Consider the following 20,348-nt stretch of genomic DNA (forward strand, 5'->3'; position numbering starts at 1 on the left):
TAGGCGGAAGCTCTTCCGCCTTTTTAGGTAAGAATAATGGTATTTAGCGTACGAACCTTTAACAATATTAACCAAGTTGGTCTCAAGGAATTGGGTAATAAATTCCAGATTGACGGAGACCATGCGGCAAATCCAGATGCTTTTATCATCCGTTCTGAAAACTTGCACGGCTTTGATTTTCCAGAAAATTTGAAAGCCATTGCACGTGCGGGTGCAGGGACTAACAATATTCCAATCGAAGAGGCAACAGAGAAAGGTATTGTTGTCTTTAACACTCCAGGTGCCAATGCCAATGCCGTAAAAGAGGCGGTGCTTGCTTCTATCCTCTTGTCTGCGCGTGACTATATTGGTGCTACTGCTTGGACAAATACATTGACAGGTGATGATGTTCCTAAGCAGGTTGAAGCAGGTAAGAAGCAGTTTGCAGGGACAGAGATATCAGGCAAAACTTTGGGTGTTATCGGACTGGGTGCTATCGGTGCCCGTATTGCTAACGATGCTCGCCGTCTGGGTATGAATGTACTTGGTTACGATCCGTATGTGTCTGTTGAAACAGCTTGGACTATCTCAAGTCACGTCAAACGTGTAGATGATTTGAAAGAAATCTTTACCAATGCTGACTACATTACTGTTCATGTTCCTTTGACAGACAAAACACGTAGTTTATTTAATGCGAATAGTTTTGGTCAAATGAAGAAAGGGACAACCTTAATCAACTTCGCCCGTGGTGAGTTGGTTAACAATGCCGACCTGTTTGAAGCTATCGAAGCAGGAGTTATCAAGAACTACATCACTGACTTTGGTACAGAAGAAGTGCTTAATAAGGACCACATTATCGTCTTCCCACACGTTGGTGGTTCAACAGAAGAAGCGGAGCTCAACTGTGCCATTGCGGCTGGTCAGACCATTAGTCGTTTTATGGAGACTGGTGAAATCATCAACTCAGTCAATTTCCCAAATGTCAAACAGTTCTTGGATGCTCCCTATCGGATTACCCTTATCAACAAAAACATTCCAAACATGGTGGCAAAAATTACCACAGCCGTGTCTGAATTAGGAATCAACATTGACAACATTATCAACAAGTCAAAAGGTGACTATGCCTATACCTTGTTGGACTTGGATGAAGCAGACAAGGCAAAAATCGACCAGTTGGTTGCCAAATTTGAAGCAACGGAAGCTATTGTCAAGGTCCGCGTCATTAAAAATAAAAACTAAGTATGTACTTAAAAACGATCTATCAAAGTCCACTTGGACCTATGTCTCTTGTTGCTAGTGATAGGGGCTTGCGAGGTGCCTGGTTTGAGGACCAGAAGTATTTTGAACGAGGACTAACTGAAGAACCAGTTCTAGGCTCACATCCTATTTTGGATCAGACCAGTCTCTTGCTGGATGCTTATTTTTCAGGTCAAGATGTAGATTTTTCTAGCCTGACGCTTGAAGCTATTGGAACGGAATTTCAGGAAAAAGTCTGGGCTCTATTGAAAGAAATTACTCATGGACAGACGACTAGCTATGGACAACTTGCCCAGCAACTAGGAGTCTGTTCAGGGCAGGCAGTCGGTGGAGCAGTTGGGCGAAATCCTTATTCTGTCATCGTTCCCTGTCACCGTGTTCTCAATCAAAAAGGGCAGTTGACAGGCTATGCTGGAGGATTGGATAAAAAAATCTGGCTCTTGCAACACGAAAATCCATACTTTGAGGTGAAACAATGATTTTATACTATGAATATCCCAAATGTTCGACCTGTCGAGCAGCAAAAGCAGAGCTGAAAAGTTTGGGCTTGGAATTTGAAGCTATTGATATCAAGACAACTCCTCCAAGTGCTGACCAGCTCAAATCCTGGATGGAAGCAACAGGTTTAGACTTGAAAAAGTATTTCAATACTTCAGGCAATAGTTACCGCGAACTTGGTCTGAAGGATAAATTTGACAGTTTAACGGTGGATCAAGCATTAGACTTATTAGCTAATGATGGTATGCTGATCAAACGCCCCCTCTTGATACAAGATGGTAAAATCTTGCAGATTGGCTATCGTACAAAATATGAAAATCTCGGTTTATAGGGCCGAGATTTTTTGACTATAGTCAAATGCATTTGCTTTCAGCCAAGGAACTGAGGAGCAGGTAGTACTAGGGTTTGGCAAGCCGACAATGACGATGTATCAACGCTAATGCAAGTACCTCTATTTTTGGGAATAAGTCCTATAGAGCGTATTCAACAGTGATGTACTCATGGTGCTGTTTGAGCGTATCAAGGATATGGGGTTTCTTGGCTACAAGTTGCCGCATGATGTCATGTTCCAGTTCATGAAGGTGAATTTTTATTTTTACCTGCATACCTTGCTTATAGATATGAATATCCACGTCCTCTGTTTCCTCTAAGTATTGTTCTAAGATTTCATATAAACATTCTTGAATTTCAGGTAGATGGACAGTACCGTGGGCAAGTTCTTTGAAGGAGGATATGAGTAGGGTGAGGGGTTCCTTGAATGAGATCAGGGCAAGTGCAAGGGTTACGAAGAAATCACCTGTATAATGCAGAAAATCCATAGGGCTCTTGTTAGGGATAAAAGCAAGAAATAGAAAAGCGATACCAATGGCGGCTGAAATCAAGCCGTCAATCAAGTTTCCTTTGGCCTCAGCTGCAATGATGGTTGAGATATTGCCGGTTTTTTGATTCATATAGCGATTGTAGCCATACAGACCGAAGCAAACAAAAAGCATGATACTGGTGTAGGGGATAACAGGCCCCGTTGTCATCTGGTGCCCAATGCCATGGACAAAATAGGCAAAGGCTGTCGCTGCTGTTTCCAAAACTGCAAAAACAAGCAGGAGTAAGGTAGCCAAGGATTTCATAATGGCATAGAGTGGTTCAAGAAAGTGAAGTCCTTGAGGAAAGGTTGCTGTTCTTCGGTGGCTATTTTTGGAAATATAGACAGCAACAATTGATGATACAAAAGCAATTAGGGAGAAGACACTGTCTAAGAGAAGGGCGTTTAAATCGGTCATAATGTAGACTGCCAGACCTGCCAAACCACTGAGCCCATTGACTAGGGCAGAGATGGTTAAAGAGCGCGCTTCAATTTTTTTTGGATCCATTTCATCTCCTCCTTAACTAGTTCACTAAAATTAGTATACTATATTTTGTAATCGGTTTCAAAAATCTTGCCTTAAAGAAAAAGAGGGTTTTCCCTCTTTTATGGTAAATCAATTTCCATGACAATCGGTGTGTGGTCTTGGCGGGCACCAGAATCAATCATGTCTGACTTGGTTACCTTATCAGCGATACGGTCGCTGACCAACCAGTAGTCAATTCTCCAGCCTGTGTTGTTGATTTTGCTGGTACGGCTACGTTGAGCCCACCAAGTATAGGCGTTGAGGACATCCCCATGTAAGTGGCGGAAGGTATCAGTAAATCCTTTAGCAAGTAGATTTGTAAATCCTTCCCGCTCTTCGTCTGTAAATCCTGGTGACTGGCGGTTGCTAGCCGGGTTGGCCAAGTCTATTTCCTTGTGGGCAACGTTGTAGTCACCTGTGGCTAGGACTGGTTTTTGGCTGTCAAGCTGTGATAGGTATTCAGCATACTGGACGTCCCAGATTTGGCGGTCTGAGAGTCTCTTCAAGCCATCGCCAGCATTTGGCGTATAAACTTGGGTAACATAGTAGTCATCAAATTCCAGCGTGATGATGCGTCCCTCAGAATCCATAGTGGTAGGAGCACCAATTTCTGGGAAGCTGATAGTTGGTGTTAGGTGATCTTTATAAAGGAAGAGGGTCCCCGCATAGCCCTTGCGTGCAGGTTCAACGGATGAACGCCAGGTAGTGGCATAGCCTGGGAAGTAGCCTTCGAGGATTTCCAAGTGCTTCTTGGTTGGCCCCTTGTCAGAGAGTTTGGTTTCCTGAATGGCAATAATGTCGGCATCTTCCGCAACTAGCGTGTCAATGACGGAACGGGATAGGAGGGCGCGTGGGGATTCAGCTGTCAGAGCAGCATTGAGGGAATCAATGTTCCAAGAAATGAGTTTCATATCGGTTCCTTTTCTAGTTTCTTACTGTTTTACATTATACCAAAAATCCCTTTTTCAAGCGAACAAGGGAATTTGAAAAAATTTTTCAATTTTTGTGTTACAGTATTAAAAGTATGGTACAATAGTAACAAAGAAATCTTTGTTTTCGGAGGTTGTTATGAAAAGAAAGTTGATTGGCTTTGCCTGGCTAGCTCTCATTCTAGAAATGCTAGTCTATTACTGGTATCAGCTACCGGCTATCAATGTCTTTAGTCTGGGTTTCTGGGTCTTCGTTCTGCAGTCAACAGCCCTGGCCTGGTTGATCTTACTCTTTAGCCATCCTACTGGTCTTATTCAACAAGCGACCAAAGTCACAGGCCGACAACGTCAGGTGACAACCTACAATATCAATCCTAAACTGCCTGCCTTTCTTAGTTGGACTGGTCGCCTCTGGCTTCTAGTTGTTCTTGCCTTGGTTGGACTGGGCATTTTCAACTCTCCTATCTTCCGAGCTAAAGATTATGCGGCGGTCATTTCGGTGACGGATGCGGATTTCAAGTCGGATTTCCCAGAAACAGATATTTCCAAGCTGGCCCTTTTGGACCGTGCTTCGGCTGAGAAAATCGGTGACACTTATCTGGGCACCATCGACAAGGTTTCTCAGTTCGGCATTTCCGATGATTACCGTCAGATTACCATCGGTCAGCAGCCTTTCCGTGTGTCGCCCTTGGAGTATAAGTCTTTTTGGAAATGGCTGAGCAACCATCAAGACGGGATTGGTTACTATGTTAAGGTCAATCAGACGACAGGGAAAGCAGAGCTTGCCAAGCTGAGCAAGTCCATGCATTACTCAGATACTGAGTATTTGTTCAATGACACCCTGCGTCATCTCCGTCTGCAATACCCAACAACCATTTTTGGAAAACCGTCCTTTGAAGTGGATGATGAGGGCAATCCGTACTATATCGCAACCACCTATCAACCAAAATTTGGTCTGTCTTCCAATGACCCGACAGGTGCCATTGTTTTGGATGCCGTGACAGGTGAGAGTAAGAAGTACAGTCTGGCAGATATTCCTGAGTGGGTGGACCGTGTCTATTCAGCAAACAATGTGATCAGTCGTGTTGATGATCATTACACCTACCAAAATGGTTTCTGGAATACCATTTTTAGCCAAACAGGAGTCAAACATACAACTGACAGCTATAACTATATTTCCATTGGTTCTGATATTTACCTCTATACTGGAATTACTTCTGCCACTGCAGATTCTTCCAACCTTGGATTTATTCTGGTTAATATGCGGACCCGTGAAATTACCAACTACAAGCTAGCCTCAGCGACTGAAACTGCTGCCCAAGAATCGGCAGAAGGGGAAGTACAGGAAAAGGGCTATCAGGCAACTGCTCCAAGTCTGGTCAAATTAGCAGACACAGCCTATTACTTGGTTTCTCTAAAAGATGATGCTGGTTTGGTCAAGTCCTATGCCCTGGTCGATGCGGAAGATTACCAACAAGTAACGGTCAACAATGACGTGGCGACCCTTATTTCGCAAGTAACGGGGACAGATGCATCCAGCCTAGCAGGTCTAAGTACCAATGAATCTGGAGAAGTTGAAGAAGCAGAAGTGATTTCTGGTAAGGTTGAAGCCTTGGCAAGTCAGATGATTGCTGGTTCAACGGTTTACTATATTCAATCAGCTGACCAGATTTACAAGGTCAAGGCAACTGAGGATAGTACAGACAAGCTACCATTTATCAAGGTGGGAGATAACTTTACAGGTCAACTGGATAAGAACAATTACCTGAAAAATGTGACCATTGGTCAAGAATAATTTGAAAGAAGAGCAGGACTTGCCTAAAGGCTTAACTTGCTCTTTTTTATTTTGATGCTGAATAATCAATTTTATGGTATAATGTGGCAGGCTTTTATCGTCGAATGAATAATCTTACAGACAAGAAACTGAGGCACAGACAGAACTAGGGTTTGTCTTGCCGAAAGTGACAAAGATTTAAAGTTCATTAAAATGCTATATTTGGCTAGTTGGCAGATAATTCTTTGCCAGACGGCTGAAGTACAATTAAGCTATCATATTTTAAGGAGTTACTCGTGAATTTATTCAGGAAAAAGAAAGCTGAGAGTCGGATTAATCACATGCGACGACACTTGGGTTTGTTGGATTTGATTATGTTAGGTATTGGTTCCATGGTGGGAACGGGAATTTTTACGGTCACTGGCCTAGCAGCTGCGCAATATGCTGGTCCAGCTTTGATTCTATCGATTGTAATTGCGGCAGTTTCTGTTGGTCTGACTGCCTTGTTCTACGCTGAATTTGCTTCCCGTATTCCAACCAATGGGGGAGCCTACGGCTATCTCTATGCGGTATTTGGTGAATTTCCTGCCTGGCTTGCGGGCTGGTTGACCATTATGGAATTTTTGACTGCAGTGTCTAGTGTGGCATCGGGTTGGGGTTCTTATTTGAAAGGTCTGTTAGCCAATTTTGGTCTTGCTCTGCCAACGGCCTTGAATGGTACTTTCAACCCAGCCCAGGGAACCTATATTGACCTTTTACCAGTCTTGGTACTGATTTTCGTGGTTGGTGTGGTTCTACTCAATTCTAAGGCTGCCCTTCGCTTTAACTCGGCATTGGTTGTATTGAAATTCTCAGCATTAGCTCTTTTCATCATTGCCGGGCTCTTCTTCATTAAGCCTGAGAACTGGTCCAATTTTGCTCCATTTGGCTTTGGGGCAGTCTATGGTGGTCAGGCTGGTATTATGGCAGGGGCTTCTCTGATGTTCTTTGCCTTCCTTGGTTTTGAGTCTATTTCCTTGGCGATTGATGAAGTCAAAAGCCCTGAGAAGAATGTACCGAAGGGAATTGTCTTGTCCCTGTCTATCGTAACTATCCTTTACATTGTCGTGACCTTGGTCTTGACCGGAATGGTGCATTATAGTAAGCTTAATGTAGCGGATGCAGTTGCCTTTGCCCTTCGTGAGGTAGGCTTGGGTTGGGCAGCAAGTTATGTATCCGTCGTAGCTATCTTGACGCTGATTACGGTGTGTATTTCCATGACCTATGCCCTTTCTCGTATGGTTTATTCCGTCAGTCGTGATGGGCTCTTGCCGAAATCTCTCAGCCAATTGACTGCGACTAGCAAGGTTCCAAAAAATGCGACTATCTTGGTGGGAATCTTTGCGGCAATCTGTGCAGGTATTTTCCCCTTGGCAAGTATTGCCAGCTTCCTCAATATTTGTACCCTAGCCTATCTGATTATGTTGGCCCTTGGCCTTATCCGCTTACGTCAGGTTGAAGGTTTACCAAAAGAAGGTCAATTCAAAACGCCTTTTGTACCAGCTTTGCCAATCCTCTCTATCATCATCTGTCTGTCCTTTATGTTCCAGTACAGTTTGGATACTTGGATTGCCTTTGGAGTGGCTCTGATTGTTGGAATACTGATCTATGTTTTCTACGGCTACAAGCATTCGGAAGTGCAATAGGCTACATCCCTTCGTGATTTGAAGGGATTTTTTCTACAATTTTTTTATATTTTGTGGTGCATTTCTAAATAAAGTAGTATAATATATGTAGTATAAGAGAAAGGAGTTTTCTCATGACTAATAGTGATATTCGTGCAAAGGCTACTCTTATTCGAGAGAATACGGAGGGAATGTTAGCCTTATTTATGGCTCCAGTTTTGATTTCATTTCTGTCAGGCATGCTTGACTATGGCTTGAAACAAATCTGGGGAAAAGCTAGTATTGTTTTTTGGGGATCTACCATTGTAAAAGATGGGGTAACTTGGAGTCACAATTATATAGCGCTTGAATCGTCAATTATCTTTGATATAGTTGCCCAGTGTTTGATTGTGACGGCCTGCTTTCAACTGATAAGGGTTGTCAGAAAGCAGAGAGACAAGGTCAGCTTTGCAGAGTGTTTTAGTCTGCTAGATGGAAAGAATTTTTTGCCAGTTGTTAGTACGACATTGTTGAAAATGGTGGTTCTTTATGTAGCCGGCTTTCCAGCTGTTATTGGCTCGGCACTGCTTAGTATTTCATTCTACAGTACAATTGTCATTATCGGTGCTCCTATAGGCTATCAGCCTGATTTTTCTGGTTTTTTTGGCTCTTCCTATTTTAAAATAGGAGTTGTATTGATACTGATTGGCGTGATTTGTAGCCTATTCATAGATTATGGACTCTGTCAGGTTCATTTTCTGCTCTACGATCATTTGGAAAATCATACCTATTCTTCCCCTTTCAAATTGTTCAAGCAAAGTTGGCAATTGATGAAGGGCAACAAGTGGCGTCGTTTTTTGCTTGACTTGTCATTTATTGGTTGGTTTATTGGTATTTTATTGACTTTTGGTTTATTGGCCATCTATGTCTATCCCTATTATTGGACCTGTCAAGCCCTGTTTTATGAAGATTTAATTGTTAAAAATCCTTTGAAATGGACAAAAACAAGTACTGTATATTCTTCGTCAGTTTTATAAAATGTTTGAGTTCAATTTCAGTCGAGATTGGACTTTTTTTATAGGAATCATGGAAAGCGTGTTCACAAAGTGGTATAATGTATAAGAAGTTAAGTTCTGGGAGGAAAAAAGTCCATGTCTAGAAAGGAATTGATTGAGCAGGCAGCTATTTTTAGGGAGCATACCAAGGGGATGACCCTGGCCTTTTTACCATTACTTTGTACCCTCGTTTTATATACCATTTATCAACTCGTGTATTTCGTGATTTCTATATTGAAAATCAAAGAAGACAGTGGGCTAGTTTTAGAAAGACTGCATCAGCTATTTTCAACTTCAATTGTCATGACAATTTTTATGTCATTAATCTATTTTCTCCTGATTGGTATGGTGAGTTTTTATTTACTACAATTGATTAGAGGGGATAGAGCGAGATTATTCTTTAAAGATAGTTTTTCTCTTTTTATGAGTGAATGGAATAAACCGATTTTACAAACCTTGCTTAGCCATTATTGTTTACATTTTGTAACAGGTCTCCCTATTCTTTTTGGTTTTACTCATTTTATGCAAGGTCTCATCATGGGTAGTCTAATGATTCTATCTCCAGGGGCAATGGCTGAGCTGGCTCAATTTGAGCCTAAAAATATGATTGATCTTGGATTGTCAGTTTTTCTCTTTGGTTGTCTTCTCTATCTAGCTGTCTATTATACTTATTCACAGACTATCTATATCTTGTTTGACCAATTGGATAATGCTACTTTTTCCAGTGCAATCCATGTTTTGAGGGAGAGTCGTTTGCTTATGTTTGGTAATTACTATCAAAGAATTCGATTGGATTTAGCATTTATTGCCTGGTTTATTGGTTGTTGGTTGAGTCTTAATTTCCTAGCACTTTATGTATTACCATACTACCAAACTTGTAAGGCTCTATTTTATGAAGAAATAAAAAACGAAAGACTGTCAGCTTGCAAGTAGCCAACAGTCTCTTTTTTTTTATTGGGATAGATTGTTATTTTTAAAATAGAGGTCGTAGAAGAGCCAGGCAATCATCAAACCTTGAACGATTAGACTGATAATAGAACCTTCTACACCGAACACACCACCTGACAACCAATCTGGGCCAGATGTGTTTACGGCGATAAAGGCCTGGCCTGCCTGACTTCCACTGACAGGAAAGGCAAAGACATTTCCTTGGAAGCAGTTCCATGCGGCGTGGATGCCACTGATGACCCAGAGATTGCCAGTTTTTAACATTACTAGGCAGGCTAGAATGGCAAAGAGTGTCAAGTCAAGAAGAGGGATGAGGGAAATGCCGTCATTGCCCAGATGGAGAAAGGTAAAGAAGAGGGAGGAAACCAGAGCACCGACAGGAATATTATACTTGGCAGAAAGGGATGAAAACATCCAACCACGAGTAAGCAATTCTTCGGTCGTCCCTTGCACAGACCAGGCTAAAACTAATACAAGAAATTCACCGAATAATTGGGGCGAAAACTGAACAGATGAAATCCGAATTGCCCCAAAGCCCCACATAAGTAGAACGCAGGTTATCAACATAGCTGCACCAATTCCCCATCCAAGTATGAAGTCTTTGAAGGCTCCTTTTTTTGTCATCCCAAGCCCAAGCCAAGGACTTTTTTCAACAAATCTTGCCCAGAGGATGATGGCAAGGCTGATGAAGGCGAAGGCAAATAATTCAAGACTGAGTGTCACAAAGGCATTATCTATGAAAATGAAAAATAAGGGCATAAAGGCAAAGTAGCCAACTGTTTCAGCTACTGCCATCAAGACCAGTGCGGTAATAGGCGATAGGATAAAATTGAGATTAAAGCGTGATTTGGCTTTTTCTGAAATGAATGCTGTTTTCATGTTTTTCTCCTAGTTTGTGTTTAGTATCAGTTTATCATATTTTCCTATGGAAAACTAGACATCATTTTGATAAGCGTGATATAATGATACAAAAGTATACAAGGGGATACATCATGCATTTACAGGATTGGCTATCAGATTTTCAATTTGGAGAACACCAATTGGTAGGTCCATTTTTCTATGCGACCCCGCTGGCTCTCCGATTTGAGATTGGTCCTGCGGATGAGGCTGAGCAGTTGGATAGAACAGTATATCTGGATAGGGCTTATGCGCGTGCGGTAGAGCTTTTGGGGCGGGCTAGTTCAGCATACGACTATGTAGTTCTTTCGCTGCTTCGCCAGGAAGATAGGGACATCGACTCTTACCTTTGGCATTTTACATCGAAATTTAACTTTTACAAGTGTCCTGAGCCTGAGCCTGAGCTGATAGAAGTGGAGGACTGGACGGGAGAGGTGCTGGTCTATGAACGCTATCTTTTTCCAGTCGCTGACCAAGATTTGAAAGCTCTGTTGAAGGAGATTATCAAGGCTGACCATGGTGGCTTTAACTACCTTTCTGCTTCTCTTATCTTCCTATCTAGTCAGGACAAGGTTCTGTATCATTGCTATGACGATAGGGGAGTGGATATCGCGGTGGTGGATGATGACAAGCGTCGCCAGCTCTTTACGGACTGCCATGACCTGCTTTTTGACTATGATATGGATGAGATGGTGAGGAGGATAGATTTTTAAAAAAACTAATATAAAAATGCCCATGATATACTACGTATACCATGGGTTTGACTTTCAGTCAAACCCTAACAACAACAGTCCTATCACAAAATAAGATTAGGAATCTGAATGGTGTGTTTAGTATAATAACGTGGGTTATTTTTTCATCAAACGCTCCTTTTGTACTAATACAAATGTGTTAGGAAAAGCTAGGAGATCTTATGGCAAAGTTTGATATTATTACAATCGAAGACAAGATTCAGCAGTTATTGGAGGATGGTTTTGACCAAGCTTCTTTTATCTATGAATTCTTGTCTTTTTATGATATTCCAAAAGCGACTATCACCCGTATCCGTAAAGAACAAAGTGGTGAAATCAAGAATAAGCTCTATTTCAAGACTGTTCCCACTGACAAGTCGGTTGTGGCAGGTGTTGCTGAGATTGAAGAAGCAATCAAGGATAAAAAATCACAACCCCGTTATATCATTGTGACCAACTTTGTGGACTTTGCGGCCAAGGATACTAAGACATTCGATACCTTACAGATCCCTTTTAAGGATTTGCCGACCTATGCTGATTTCTTCTTGGCTTGGAATGGCGTTGAGAAGGTAGATTATGCCAAGGAGAATCCTGCGGATATTAAGGCTGCGGAACGGTTCACACGTTTGTATGATGAATTAAAGAAAATCAATCATTTTGATGACCGAAGTCAAGAGGAAAAAGAGTTTAACCTGTTTCTGATTCGACTTCTCTTTCTGTTATTTGCTGAAGATACAGAAATCATGAAAAAAGGTATTTTTACCAATGCCATTAAAACTCGCTCGCGGGAAGACGGCAGTGATCTGAATATTCTTTTTAATCACATATTTGCTAGTCTAGATATTGCTAATCGTCTTAGCCAAGAAAGCTGGTTACAGGAATTTCCTTATGTCAATGGAAAACTGTTTACAGATGCATCAACCAATCTAGTTTTTGATAAGAAAACTAGAAAATTAATCTTGGAAGCAGGGGAGCTCCTCAACTGGAATGAAATCAATCCGGATATTTTAGGAGCCATGATTCAGACAGTGGCTAGCAGTGAGCACCGTTCAAGCTCTGGTATGCACTATACTTCGGTTGAAAACATCATGAAGGTCATCAAACCGCTCTTTCTCGATGAACTGACAGCCAATTTTCAGGCTATCGTAGATAAAATCAATGAGAACGAAGACAAGGACATAACTGAGCGAACCAGGCGAGAGAATAGGGCGGCTTACGAGAAAGAAGTGTCCACACTGCACCAACGCCTATCCAAGATAAAATTCTTTGACCCAGCCTGTGGATCAGGGAATTTCCTTATTATCACCTATAAAGAGCTTCGTCGTTTGGAAATAAGACTATTAAAAACACTACGAGAACTACGACAAGATGGAAAAATTGATTTCTTCGAAACGTCGAAAATTAGCTTGAATCAGTTTTATGGAATTGAATTAGATGATTTTGCACATGAAGTAGCTAGATTATCTCTGTGGATTGCTGAATATCAAATGAATTTAGAAGCACTAAACGAGATCAATTTACAATCTGCCTTTCTCCCTCTGCGTGATGCTGGAAATATCACTCAAGGAAATGCCCTTAGACTTGACTGGGATAGGATTGTTCCACACTCATCGACTGATGAAATCTACCTGATAGGAAATCCGCCTTATATTGGGGCAGTAGGAAAAAAAGGACAAAGTTTAGAACAAAAAGAAGACCTTCGGAACAGTATTTCTCCAATAATTGCTAAGAAAATTGATTATATATTTGGATGGTTTGTAAAAGGTAGTCGATTTATTGAGGGAAAAAATGCTAGTTTATCTTTTGTAACAACCAACTCCATTTTTCAAGGAGAGCAGGTAGCTTTCTTTTCTACCCACGTTTTAGCTAATCTAGAAATTCGTTTTGCCTATCCATCATTTAAATGGTCAAATAGTGCAAAAGGAAATGCGGGGGTTACAGTTGCTATTGTAGGGTTACAAAATCCAATCTCTTCCCCGAAATATTTGTATGAAAATGGCTCATTAATTGAAGTTCCGAAGATTAATGCGTATTTAAGAACGGGTGAAGATTATAGAATCGAGAAAAGAAGACAGACACTTAGTAAATTACCTAATACAATGACGAAGGGGAGTGCTGAACTAGGAAAAGATAATCTTTTCTTATCGATTGATGAACGAAATAAACTATTATTGGAATCTCCAAATGCTGAAAAATTTTTAAAAAAAATTATAAATGCTACGGATTTGATGAATGGTACTTTTTCCTACGCTATCTGGATTGAGGATCATCAAGTTGATGAAGCTAAAAGAATACCTGAGTTTGCTTCAAGAATCGAGGCAGTTCGTCAGGTTAGGACAATGACAAAGGGAGTTAGTGCAAAATCTGTTGCCGAAACCCCATGGAGATTTGGTCAAATAAAGCATAAAGAACTACCAGCACTCGTTCTACCTGTAACTTCATCTGAAAGTAGGGAATATTTACCGGTAGATTATCTTGAATCAGGCATTATCACAACAAACTCAAATTGCGTATTATTTGATGCTCCGATTTGGTTAGTTGGGGTTCTTGGCTCAAAAATGCATCTTTGCTGGCTAAGAGAAGTTGGTGGCAAATTAGATAGCCGATTTAGGTATTCCGCAGATTTAGTATATAATACGTTTCCAATACCTGAATTATCAGAAAGACGCAAAGCAATGTTAGAGGAAGCAGTTCTGGAAATGTTTGATGTCCGAGAGGAAGAAGGTGGAACCTTGGCCCAACTGTACGGTGGAGCTAACAAACCGATGAATGCTAGATTGAAGGAAGCACATCTTAAAATTGATGAAATTGTTGAAAGAGCCTATAAGTCAACACCATTTACAAGTGATGAAGAGCGTACAAATCATCTCATAAAGTTATATAAGGAGATGACAGAATGCCAAGACTAAGCAATGATATTTTACTATCTTTAAGTTATGCGATTGGAGATGTGTTCACCGCTCAGCAAATCAAGCATCATTTTTCAGACTATTGTATAAAATACGATTTGGAAAAGGACTTGTTTCAGGAGAAGAATTTCGAAAGTAAATCCGATTATTGTCGGAGACTCTTTTCCTGCTTTGATGGTGTTGAACAAGCAGGTTTAATTGCTTATTTAGCTGAACAAGATGAACGATTAAAACAGCTAGAGGTGGTACAAAAATCTTTATATCGCTTGGCTGATTCCTATGGTGCTGTAACTTTAACAGTAGAAGAACGGAAACAGACTAAAGAAATAGAACGCTTGTTATCTGATTTTCCAGGATGTTTGGAGCTATGGAAAAAATCCCAAAGTCACTACCAGTCCTTTCAATACCGAGAGAGTCTTGATAATGCAAGATTATGTGTGGAGTTGTTTTTGAAATTTTTATTAGGCAACAGCAAGTCTTTGGAAAATCAAAGGGCAGATTTAGGACGTTGGTTAGGCGAAAGAAACGTACCAAATGAGATTGAGAATATGGTTTGGGACAGTATTGCGAAGTATTCTAGAGTTCAAAATGAACACATTAAGCATGATGTCCCGACAGAATTATCAGTAAATGAAGTTATTTTTGTACTTGACCAAACCTACTCTATTCTCAAATATTTAGCAAGAACAAATAAAAAGGAGTAATCATGAGCCAGCTTTTTGAAGTGACCTATGGTCAGAAGAAAACCAGCGTCAATACCAATGAATTGGGCATGCGTGAGATGCAGGCGCGTGTCTATGAAAAGAGAAACAGCCCCTACCTCTTGGTCAAGGCCCCGCCAGCATCCGGTAAGTCTAGGGCACTGATGTTTGTAGCCTTGGATAAGTTGAAACGCCAAGGCTTGAAAAAGGCTATTATTGCCGTACCAGAAAAGTCCATCGGCAAGTCATTTCGTTCGACCAAGCTTTCCGACTTTGGTTATTACTGGGATTGGATAGTCAAAGAGGAGAACAACTTAACCACATCAGGTACCACCAAAAGTAAGGTAGAAAAATTTATCAACTTTATCCAGTCTACTGATGAAACAGATGATGTCTTGATTGCTACCCATGCAACGCTCCGCTTTGCTTCTGAACAATTGGATGCCAGCGATTTTGATGATTGTTTGCTTGCCATTGACGAGTTTCATCATGTCTCTCAGGATGATAATTCTGTTTTGGGAAATGCTCTACGGGAAGTCTTGCAGAAATCAACAGCTCATGTCTTTGCCATGACAGGTTCTTATTTCCGTGGAGATAGTGTACCTATCTTGGATCCGGCAGATGAGGCACGTTTTGAGCGCGTGACCTATACCTATTATGAACAGTTGGAGGGCTATCAATACCTCAAGTCCTTCGTCATGAACTACAAGTTTTACCGTGGTCGCTACACGGATGCCTTTCCAGATTTATTGCCAGAGTTTATTGACAAGAAGACCATTATTCATATTCCAAATGTTAATTCAGGTGAGTCTTCAAAGGATAAGTATGGTGAAGTGGATGAAATTTTAGATTGTTTAGGAGATTACCTGCATAAAGATGAACATGGGATTATTCATCTGCGTTCTAAGACAGGTAAGATCTTGAAGATTGCGGACTTGGTGACTGAGGACGGTCGTGATTTAGTCAGCAATTATCTGGCGAAAATGGATAGTGAAGACGAGCTGGATATGATTATCGCTCTTGGGATGGCTAAGGAAGGTTTCGACTGGCCATTTGCAGAATATGCCCTGACTATCGGCTACCGCTCTTCGCTGACAGAGATTGTCCAGATTATCGGACGGGTTACGAGGGACAGCTCAAACAAGACCAAAGCCCAATTCACCAATCTAATTGCAGAACCAGATGCCGAAGATGAGGAAGTCCAATTCTCCGTCAACAATATCATGAAGGCCATAACTGCCAGCTTGCTGATGGAAAATGTCCTCTCACCATCTTTCAAGTTTAAGCGAAAGGAAAATGACAACCAGAAAGCTAACGGAGCTGAGATATTTATCAAGGGTCTAGCCAAGCCATCAACAGAACGCACTCAAAAAATTATTGAGCAAGATATAACTGACTTAAAAGCCTCTGTCTTGCAAGATGATGTGGTACAGGCAGCTATTTCTGCAGGTGCAGAGAGCAAGGTCATCACAAAACAGTTGATTCCAAGAGTGATTGCCACCCGTTATCCAGATTTGACACAGACAGAAGTTGAAGAGGTTCGTCAGCATTTAGTCGCTGATTTGACCTTATCCAATGCTAAAAAAGACAGCGAAAATAATAAGCTTTTAAAAATGGCGGATAAATTTATCAATATTGACGACTTAAGTATAGATTTGATTGATAGTGTCAACCCATTCCAAAGTGCTTATGAGGTATTGTCTAGAGATGTGGATAGTAGAACCTTGAGCCTAATTGCACGAGTGTTTGATGCTAAAAAAGTAGAATTTACAACTGACGAATTGCGCATGCTTTATCCCCAGATTAAGGCTTTTCAGGCTGAGCATGGACGTTCACCAAGACGAAATTCCTCAGATTTAGAGGAAGAACGACTTTACTTTGCCTTAGCTAAGCTTGATGAACTCCGTCGTGAAAGGGATAATCAATGATAGAAAATTTTGCAACCTTAGAAGATATTTTTGCGGATGAAGCCTTTGAAAGCTTGGTTGCTGGGATTCGTGTTGTCAAAGTTGAAAGATTACACCCAGAAATAGAGAAATTTATGGAAATCTGTCAATGGGTTAAGGAACATGGACGAGAGCCACAAAGAAGTACTCAAATCAAAGAACGACAATTATTCAGTCGCTTGAAGGCGATTCGTGCGGATGAGGAGAGAAGAGCTCTAGTTAGCGCCTATGATGAACTGGATTTGTTAGGAGATAGACATGATAGATGACTTAGATGATATTTTGAATGATGATGAGTTGTTTGAAAATTTCGAAATAGATAGGACCTTATTTAGCACTAAACGCTATCAGGGAACAGTTAGAGCTCGGAGTAAATCTAGTAGTCGTACACGTGTTCAGACTGGCTTTGACACCTATCGGAAATTGTTTACTCAGGTTCATGCTGATATTGCTTGTGGAAAACGTCAGATTAAATCTATCGAGGAAACCAGTCAAGGAAACCGTATCAGTCAGAAAAATCCAATTAAACAGGGAAATTTCTATGTTGATAATGGCATTATGCTGTATGTTGTCAAAATTTATGACCCTCAGACAAATGTGGAAGTTGGCCAGTCGACAGATCGTAAGTACAAGGTGCATATTGTATATGAAAATGGAACGGAGAATCATATTTGGCTCTTGAGTTTGATTTCTTCCTTGTACGATAAAAAGCGCTCGGGTAGATTGGTATCCGAACCCCTAGATTCTATTTCTATGCTAGGAGAAGAAACTGCCCAATATCACACAACAGGCTACATTTATGTTGTCAAATATGCTGGAACAGATAATCGATTTTTAGAATTGGACAATCTCTACAAGATTGGAGTAGCGACAGACATCAAAAAACGGCTTTCAAATAGCCAAAACGAAGCGACTTACCTGTATGCTCCAGTCTATCTGGTAGCCAGTTATGAGATCCAGAATGTTTCTGCTAACAAGTTAGAAAAATATTTACACGACGCATTTAGCGATATGCGCGTCCAACTGGAAACCATTTCTCCAACTGGTAAAAAAGTTTCTGTTACTGAGTGGTTTGTGGTAGAATTAGAACAGATTGAACAAAAAATAAATGAGCTTTTTATACAACTAAATCTATGACAGATTATCAGCTAAACCAGGGGAGAAATATATGGGTGCATTTCTATTTTTTACATTTGCCATTTGTTATCTGGTAGGCATTATCGCCATAACGATTGCTTTCAAATTCTTTCGTAGGAAGTAGGAGGAAAGACGATGGAAAAACTTGTTATTTGGTTTTTAATCTTGCTTTGGGCCTCACCTGTAATCATTGTCGCATTGGCAGGTGGTTTTGTCATATTAAGTCTATTATTTGGTAGACGGAAATAATGTCTTTAATCATTGCAAAAGAATGTGACCTATCGTAAAATGGTAGTATATTTCAGATATACAGGGAGGGGTTGCTATGCCTTACCGTAAATTAACAATACGCGATCGGACTTTTATCAAAGGGCAGACGGACCGCTTGCTGAATCAGATGAATAGCAATGCGGCCTATTTGGGGACAGTTCAGACCTATGAAGCAGCCAAGGCTAGGGCCAACCAAGCCTATCTGGCAATGGAACTAGAAGACGACCCAGAGAAAAAGGTACGACTGGCAAAATTGGTTGAAACCTATACTGCTCAAGCCCAGGCTATATTGGACGAGTGGGAGGAGAAGAACAGACATGCAGAGAAAGCGACAAGAAATGTCAAGTTGATCTTGTGGCTGACCGTACTGTTCACCCTTAGCTTTGTTTTTCCAGTCAATATCATTCTAGTCATTCTTTTTGCCGTTTGGTTTTATCGGAATTATTTACGTTCAAACAGTGTTGACCGAGTGACTAAGACCGCCACTAACCAGTCTTTGACAGAAGAGGAAAGGTTTGAAGAATGGTTGACAGAAAAGATTGTCACTCTCAACAAGGACAAGCGGGAGTGGACTGAGGCTATGCTGACAAAATATGACAGCTTAGATGACATAGCAGCAGGTATCGGTGAAATGGATGAGATAGATAAAGTGGCTGGTAAGAACCTTCTACGACGCTATCAGGACATTTTAGTAGATATTGAAAAATTACCAGATTCTGAACAGAAAACATATTATTTGGACTTTCATCAAGAAATAATAGCTGATTTGGAAGATGTATTTGCACAACTCCATTTTTGATAAGAAAAACCGGTAACAGTACAAGGCTGTTGCCGGTTTTGTTATTCGTCTATGGAAAAGACCAAGACCATGATTTGTATAAAGGTAAAGCCCAGGATGAAGGGCAGGGCAGCCCAAGAAATGACTTCAATCATTTCACTGACGACCAGGCTTGGTCTGGTAAAGATGTCCCATGAATTGAGCCGTGCATAGCGTCCGATGTGAATGGCAAAGCTGGATAGAAGGGAAAGACCACCAATCAGAAACAGCCTGATCCAGTAGGACTTGATAGAAAAGGCAGAGAAAATCAGTCGCAGACTTTCCACGCCAGTCATGACCCCATAGAAAATACTTGGGACATAGAGCATGAAAAGGATCATGCTTTCCCGTTGCCAGAGGACTGTGTTGGCAAAGTGCATGTGGACGATGTCCGTCACCATGTAAAAGGTGTTGGGGTAGAAAAAGAGCCAGAGAAGGCCAGCAATGATCTTTATGTATTTAGACTTACTGTAGTTGGTGAGGATAGCAAAATCAAGCGCCACTAAGGCTAAAAACATATTCCAAGTCAAATCAGGTGCTGTGACACCGTAACGCTTTAGACCAGCAGCGATGATAAGGAAAAAAATATGGATAAAAACATTTTTCTTAGTAAACATAGTAAACCTCTTTCTGTAGAATATAAATGCTAGTATATCACATTCAGGTAGAAAAAGGGGACTTGTCATCAAATTGTTAGGACTTGTTTAAGCTTGGAATAAGCGATTGGTTACAAAAAAAGAAACAGCTGACCTGTTTCTTTCAACTGAACTATTCATCAACGGCAAAGACCAAAACCATGATTTGCAGGAGTGTAAAGCCAAAGATAAAGGGGAAGGTATCCCAGGTAATTGCTGAAATCATGCTAGAAAAAACTGTCACAGGGCGGATAAAAATATCCCAGGAGCGAATATTAGCATAGCGACCAATATAAATAGCATAGCTAGCAAATAGAGACAGACTGCCGATAATTAAGAGACGTAGTCCGTAAAATTTAATATTATATCCCTTGAAAATAGCTTCTAAGCTCTCAACACCAGCCATGATACCAAATAAGATACTTGGGATATAAAGCATGAATAAGAGTAAACTACTACGTTCCCAAAGGGCAGTGCTGGAAAATTGAATATTGACTAACTCAGTTAACACATAGAAGGTATTTGGATAGAAGAAGAGCCAGAAAGGAGTGATAAGCAGTTTACTTGCAAGGTGATCGTTCTGGCGAACTAGGATGGCAAAGTCTAAGGCAATCAAGGCCCAAAACATATTCCATATTAGTTCTGTATTTTGAACGTCGTTCAGAAGCATTCCGACGCAAATAATAACAAAAAACAAATGTATCAAGAGATTTTTAGGTGTAAACATAGATAACCCCATTCTTTTTCATAACTTCTTCTAGTATAACATAACTTAGAAGGATTGTGGAGGGAATGATTATCTATAAAGCTTATAGGACATTAAAAATTTTTTATGAG

Annotated in this window: 19 protein-coding genes; 14 read left to right on the forward strand and 5 right to left on the reverse strand. The window is 40.7% G+C overall.

Annotation, left to right across the window (positions count from 1 at the left end):
* The first annotated feature begins 36 nt into the window (after positions 1–36).
* Genes NF418_RS03205 through NF418_RS03215 form a run of 3 tightly spaced genes read left to right on the forward strand, consistent with a single transcriptional unit; the run spans position 37 to position 2,065 of the window.
* A complete protein-coding gene (locus tag NF418_RS03205) occupies positions 37–1,218 on the forward strand; it encodes a phosphoglycerate dehydrogenase (RefSeq protein ID WP_256778407.1) in 1,182 nt (393 codons plus the stop codon).
* 2 nt (positions 1,219–1,220) lie between these two features.
* Positions 1,221–1,715, forward strand: a complete 495-nt coding sequence (locus NF418_RS03210) for a methylated-DNA--[protein]-cysteine S-methyltransferase (RefSeq protein ID WP_256778408.1) — start codon at positions 1,221–1,223, stop codon at positions 1,713–1,715.
* Complete coding sequence (locus NF418_RS03215) at positions 1,712–2,065, forward strand: arsenate reductase family protein (protein ID WP_256778409.1); 354 nt, start codon at positions 1,712–1,714, stop codon at positions 2,063–2,065. Before NF418_RS03210 ends, NF418_RS03215 begins: the two co-directional genes overlap by 4 nt.
* Positions 2,066–2,204: 139 nt before the next feature.
* Here NF418_RS03215 and NF418_RS03220 read toward each other — a convergent pair whose 3' ends face one another.
* Positions 2,205–3,101: a cation transporter gene (locus NF418_RS03220; protein ID WP_256778410.1), complete on the reverse strand. Its 897-nt coding sequence runs from the start codon at positions 3,099–3,101 to the stop codon at positions 2,205–2,207.
* Positions 3,102–3,199: 98 nt separating this feature from the next.
* The gene (locus NF418_RS03225) at positions 3,200–4,030 is read right to left on the reverse strand and encodes an exodeoxyribonuclease III (RefSeq protein ID WP_256778411.1); all 831 of its coding nucleotides are present in this window, start codon (positions 4,028–4,030) and stop codon (positions 3,200–3,202) included.
* A 157-nt stretch (positions 4,031–4,187) separates the two neighbouring features.
* On the opposite strand from NF418_RS03225, the gene NF418_RS03230 reads away from it, so the two are divergent.
* From NF418_RS03230 to NF418_RS03245, 4 genes are all read left to right on the forward strand, one after another.
* Positions 4,188–5,843, forward strand: coding sequence for a hypothetical protein (locus NF418_RS03230; protein ID WP_256778412.1), 1,656 nt, complete (start codon positions 4,188–4,190; stop codon positions 5,841–5,843).
* Positions 5,844–6,118: 275 nt separating this feature from the next.
* Positions 6,119–7,507: an amino acid permease gene (locus NF418_RS03235; RefSeq protein WP_256778413.1), complete on the forward strand. Its 1,389-nt coding sequence runs from the start codon at positions 6,119–6,121 to the stop codon at positions 7,505–7,507.
* Between the two features lie 113 nt (positions 7,508–7,620).
* Positions 7,621–8,502 (forward strand): DUF975 family protein, encoded by an 882-nt coding sequence (locus NF418_RS03240; RefSeq protein WP_256778414.1) that lies wholly within the window; start codon positions 7,621–7,623, stop codon positions 8,500–8,502.
* A 114-nt stretch (positions 8,503–8,616) separates the two neighbouring features.
* Positions 8,617–9,453 (forward strand): DUF975 family protein, encoded by an 837-nt coding sequence (locus tag NF418_RS03245; RefSeq protein WP_256778415.1) that lies wholly within the window; start codon positions 8,617–8,619, stop codon positions 9,451–9,453.
* A gap of 18 nt (positions 9,454–9,471) precedes the next feature.
* Here the strand turns inward: NF418_RS03245 and NF418_RS03250 are convergent, their stop codons facing one another.
* Positions 9,472–10,347, reverse strand: coding sequence for a CPBP family intramembrane glutamic endopeptidase (locus NF418_RS03250; protein ID WP_256778416.1), 876 nt, complete (start codon positions 10,345–10,347; stop codon positions 9,472–9,474).
* 113 nt (positions 10,348–10,460) lie between these two features.
* Here NF418_RS03250 and NF418_RS03255 point away from each other — a divergent pair, with 113 nt between their 5' ends.
* The 7 genes from NF418_RS03255 to NF418_RS03285 all read left to right on the forward strand — a co-directional run bounded on the left by NF418_RS03255 (position 10,461) and on the right by NF418_RS03285 (position 18,858).
* Entirely contained in the window at positions 10,461–11,078 is a 618-nt protein-coding gene (locus NF418_RS03255) for a DUF3885 domain-containing protein (RefSeq protein ID WP_256778417.1), read from the forward strand.
* 200 nt (positions 11,079–11,278) lie between these two features.
* Positions 11,279–14,005 (forward strand): DNA methyltransferase, encoded by a 2,727-nt coding sequence (locus NF418_RS03260; RefSeq protein ID WP_256778418.1) that lies wholly within the window; start codon positions 11,279–11,281, stop codon positions 14,003–14,005.
* Entirely contained in the window at positions 13,993–14,709 is a 717-nt protein-coding gene (locus tag NF418_RS03265; RefSeq protein ID WP_256778419.1) for a hypothetical protein, read from the forward strand. Before NF418_RS03260 ends, NF418_RS03265 begins: the two co-directional genes overlap by 13 nt.
* 2 nt (positions 14,710–14,711) lie before the next feature.
* Complete coding sequence (locus tag NF418_RS03270) at positions 14,712–16,634, forward strand: DEAD/DEAH box helicase (protein ID WP_256778420.1); 1,923 nt, start codon at positions 14,712–14,714, stop codon at positions 16,632–16,634.
* The gene (locus tag NF418_RS03275) at positions 16,631–16,921 is read left to right on the forward strand and encodes a hypothetical protein (RefSeq protein ID WP_256778421.1); all 291 of its coding nucleotides are present in this window, start codon (positions 16,631–16,633) and stop codon (positions 16,919–16,921) included. The genes NF418_RS03270 and NF418_RS03275 overlap by 4 nt, the downstream gene beginning before the upstream one ends.
* Positions 16,911–17,789, forward strand: coding sequence for a GIY-YIG nuclease family protein (locus NF418_RS03280; protein ID WP_256778422.1), 879 nt, complete (start codon positions 16,911–16,913; stop codon positions 17,787–17,789). The genes NF418_RS03275 and NF418_RS03280 overlap by 11 nt, the downstream gene beginning before the upstream one ends.
* Before the next feature lie 325 nt (positions 17,790–18,114).
* Complete coding sequence (locus tag NF418_RS03285) at positions 18,115–18,858, forward strand: DUF3169 family protein (protein ID WP_256778423.1); 744 nt, start codon at positions 18,115–18,117, stop codon at positions 18,856–18,858.
* Between the two features lie 41 nt (positions 18,859–18,899).
* On the opposite strand, the gene NF418_RS03290 is transcribed toward NF418_RS03285, so the two are convergent.
* Together NF418_RS03290 and NF418_RS03295 are read right to left on the reverse strand one after the other, a co-directional pair.
* Positions 18,900–19,493, reverse strand: coding sequence for a DUF1361 domain-containing protein (locus NF418_RS03290; RefSeq protein WP_256778424.1), 594 nt, complete (start codon positions 19,491–19,493; stop codon positions 18,900–18,902).
* A gap of 151 nt (positions 19,494–19,644) precedes the next feature.
* On the reverse strand, positions 19,645–20,238 hold the full coding sequence (locus NF418_RS03295) for a DUF1361 domain-containing protein (protein ID WP_256778425.1): 594 nt from the start codon (positions 20,236–20,238) through the stop codon (positions 19,645–19,647).
* Between the last annotated feature and the right edge of the window lie 110 nt (positions 20,239–20,348).

The sequence above is a fragment of the Streptococcus suis genome, assembly GCF_024509555.1.
In the GTDB taxonomy this organism is placed as follows: Bacteria; Bacillota; Bacilli; order Lactobacillales; family Streptococcaceae; genus Streptococcus; species Streptococcus suis_AD.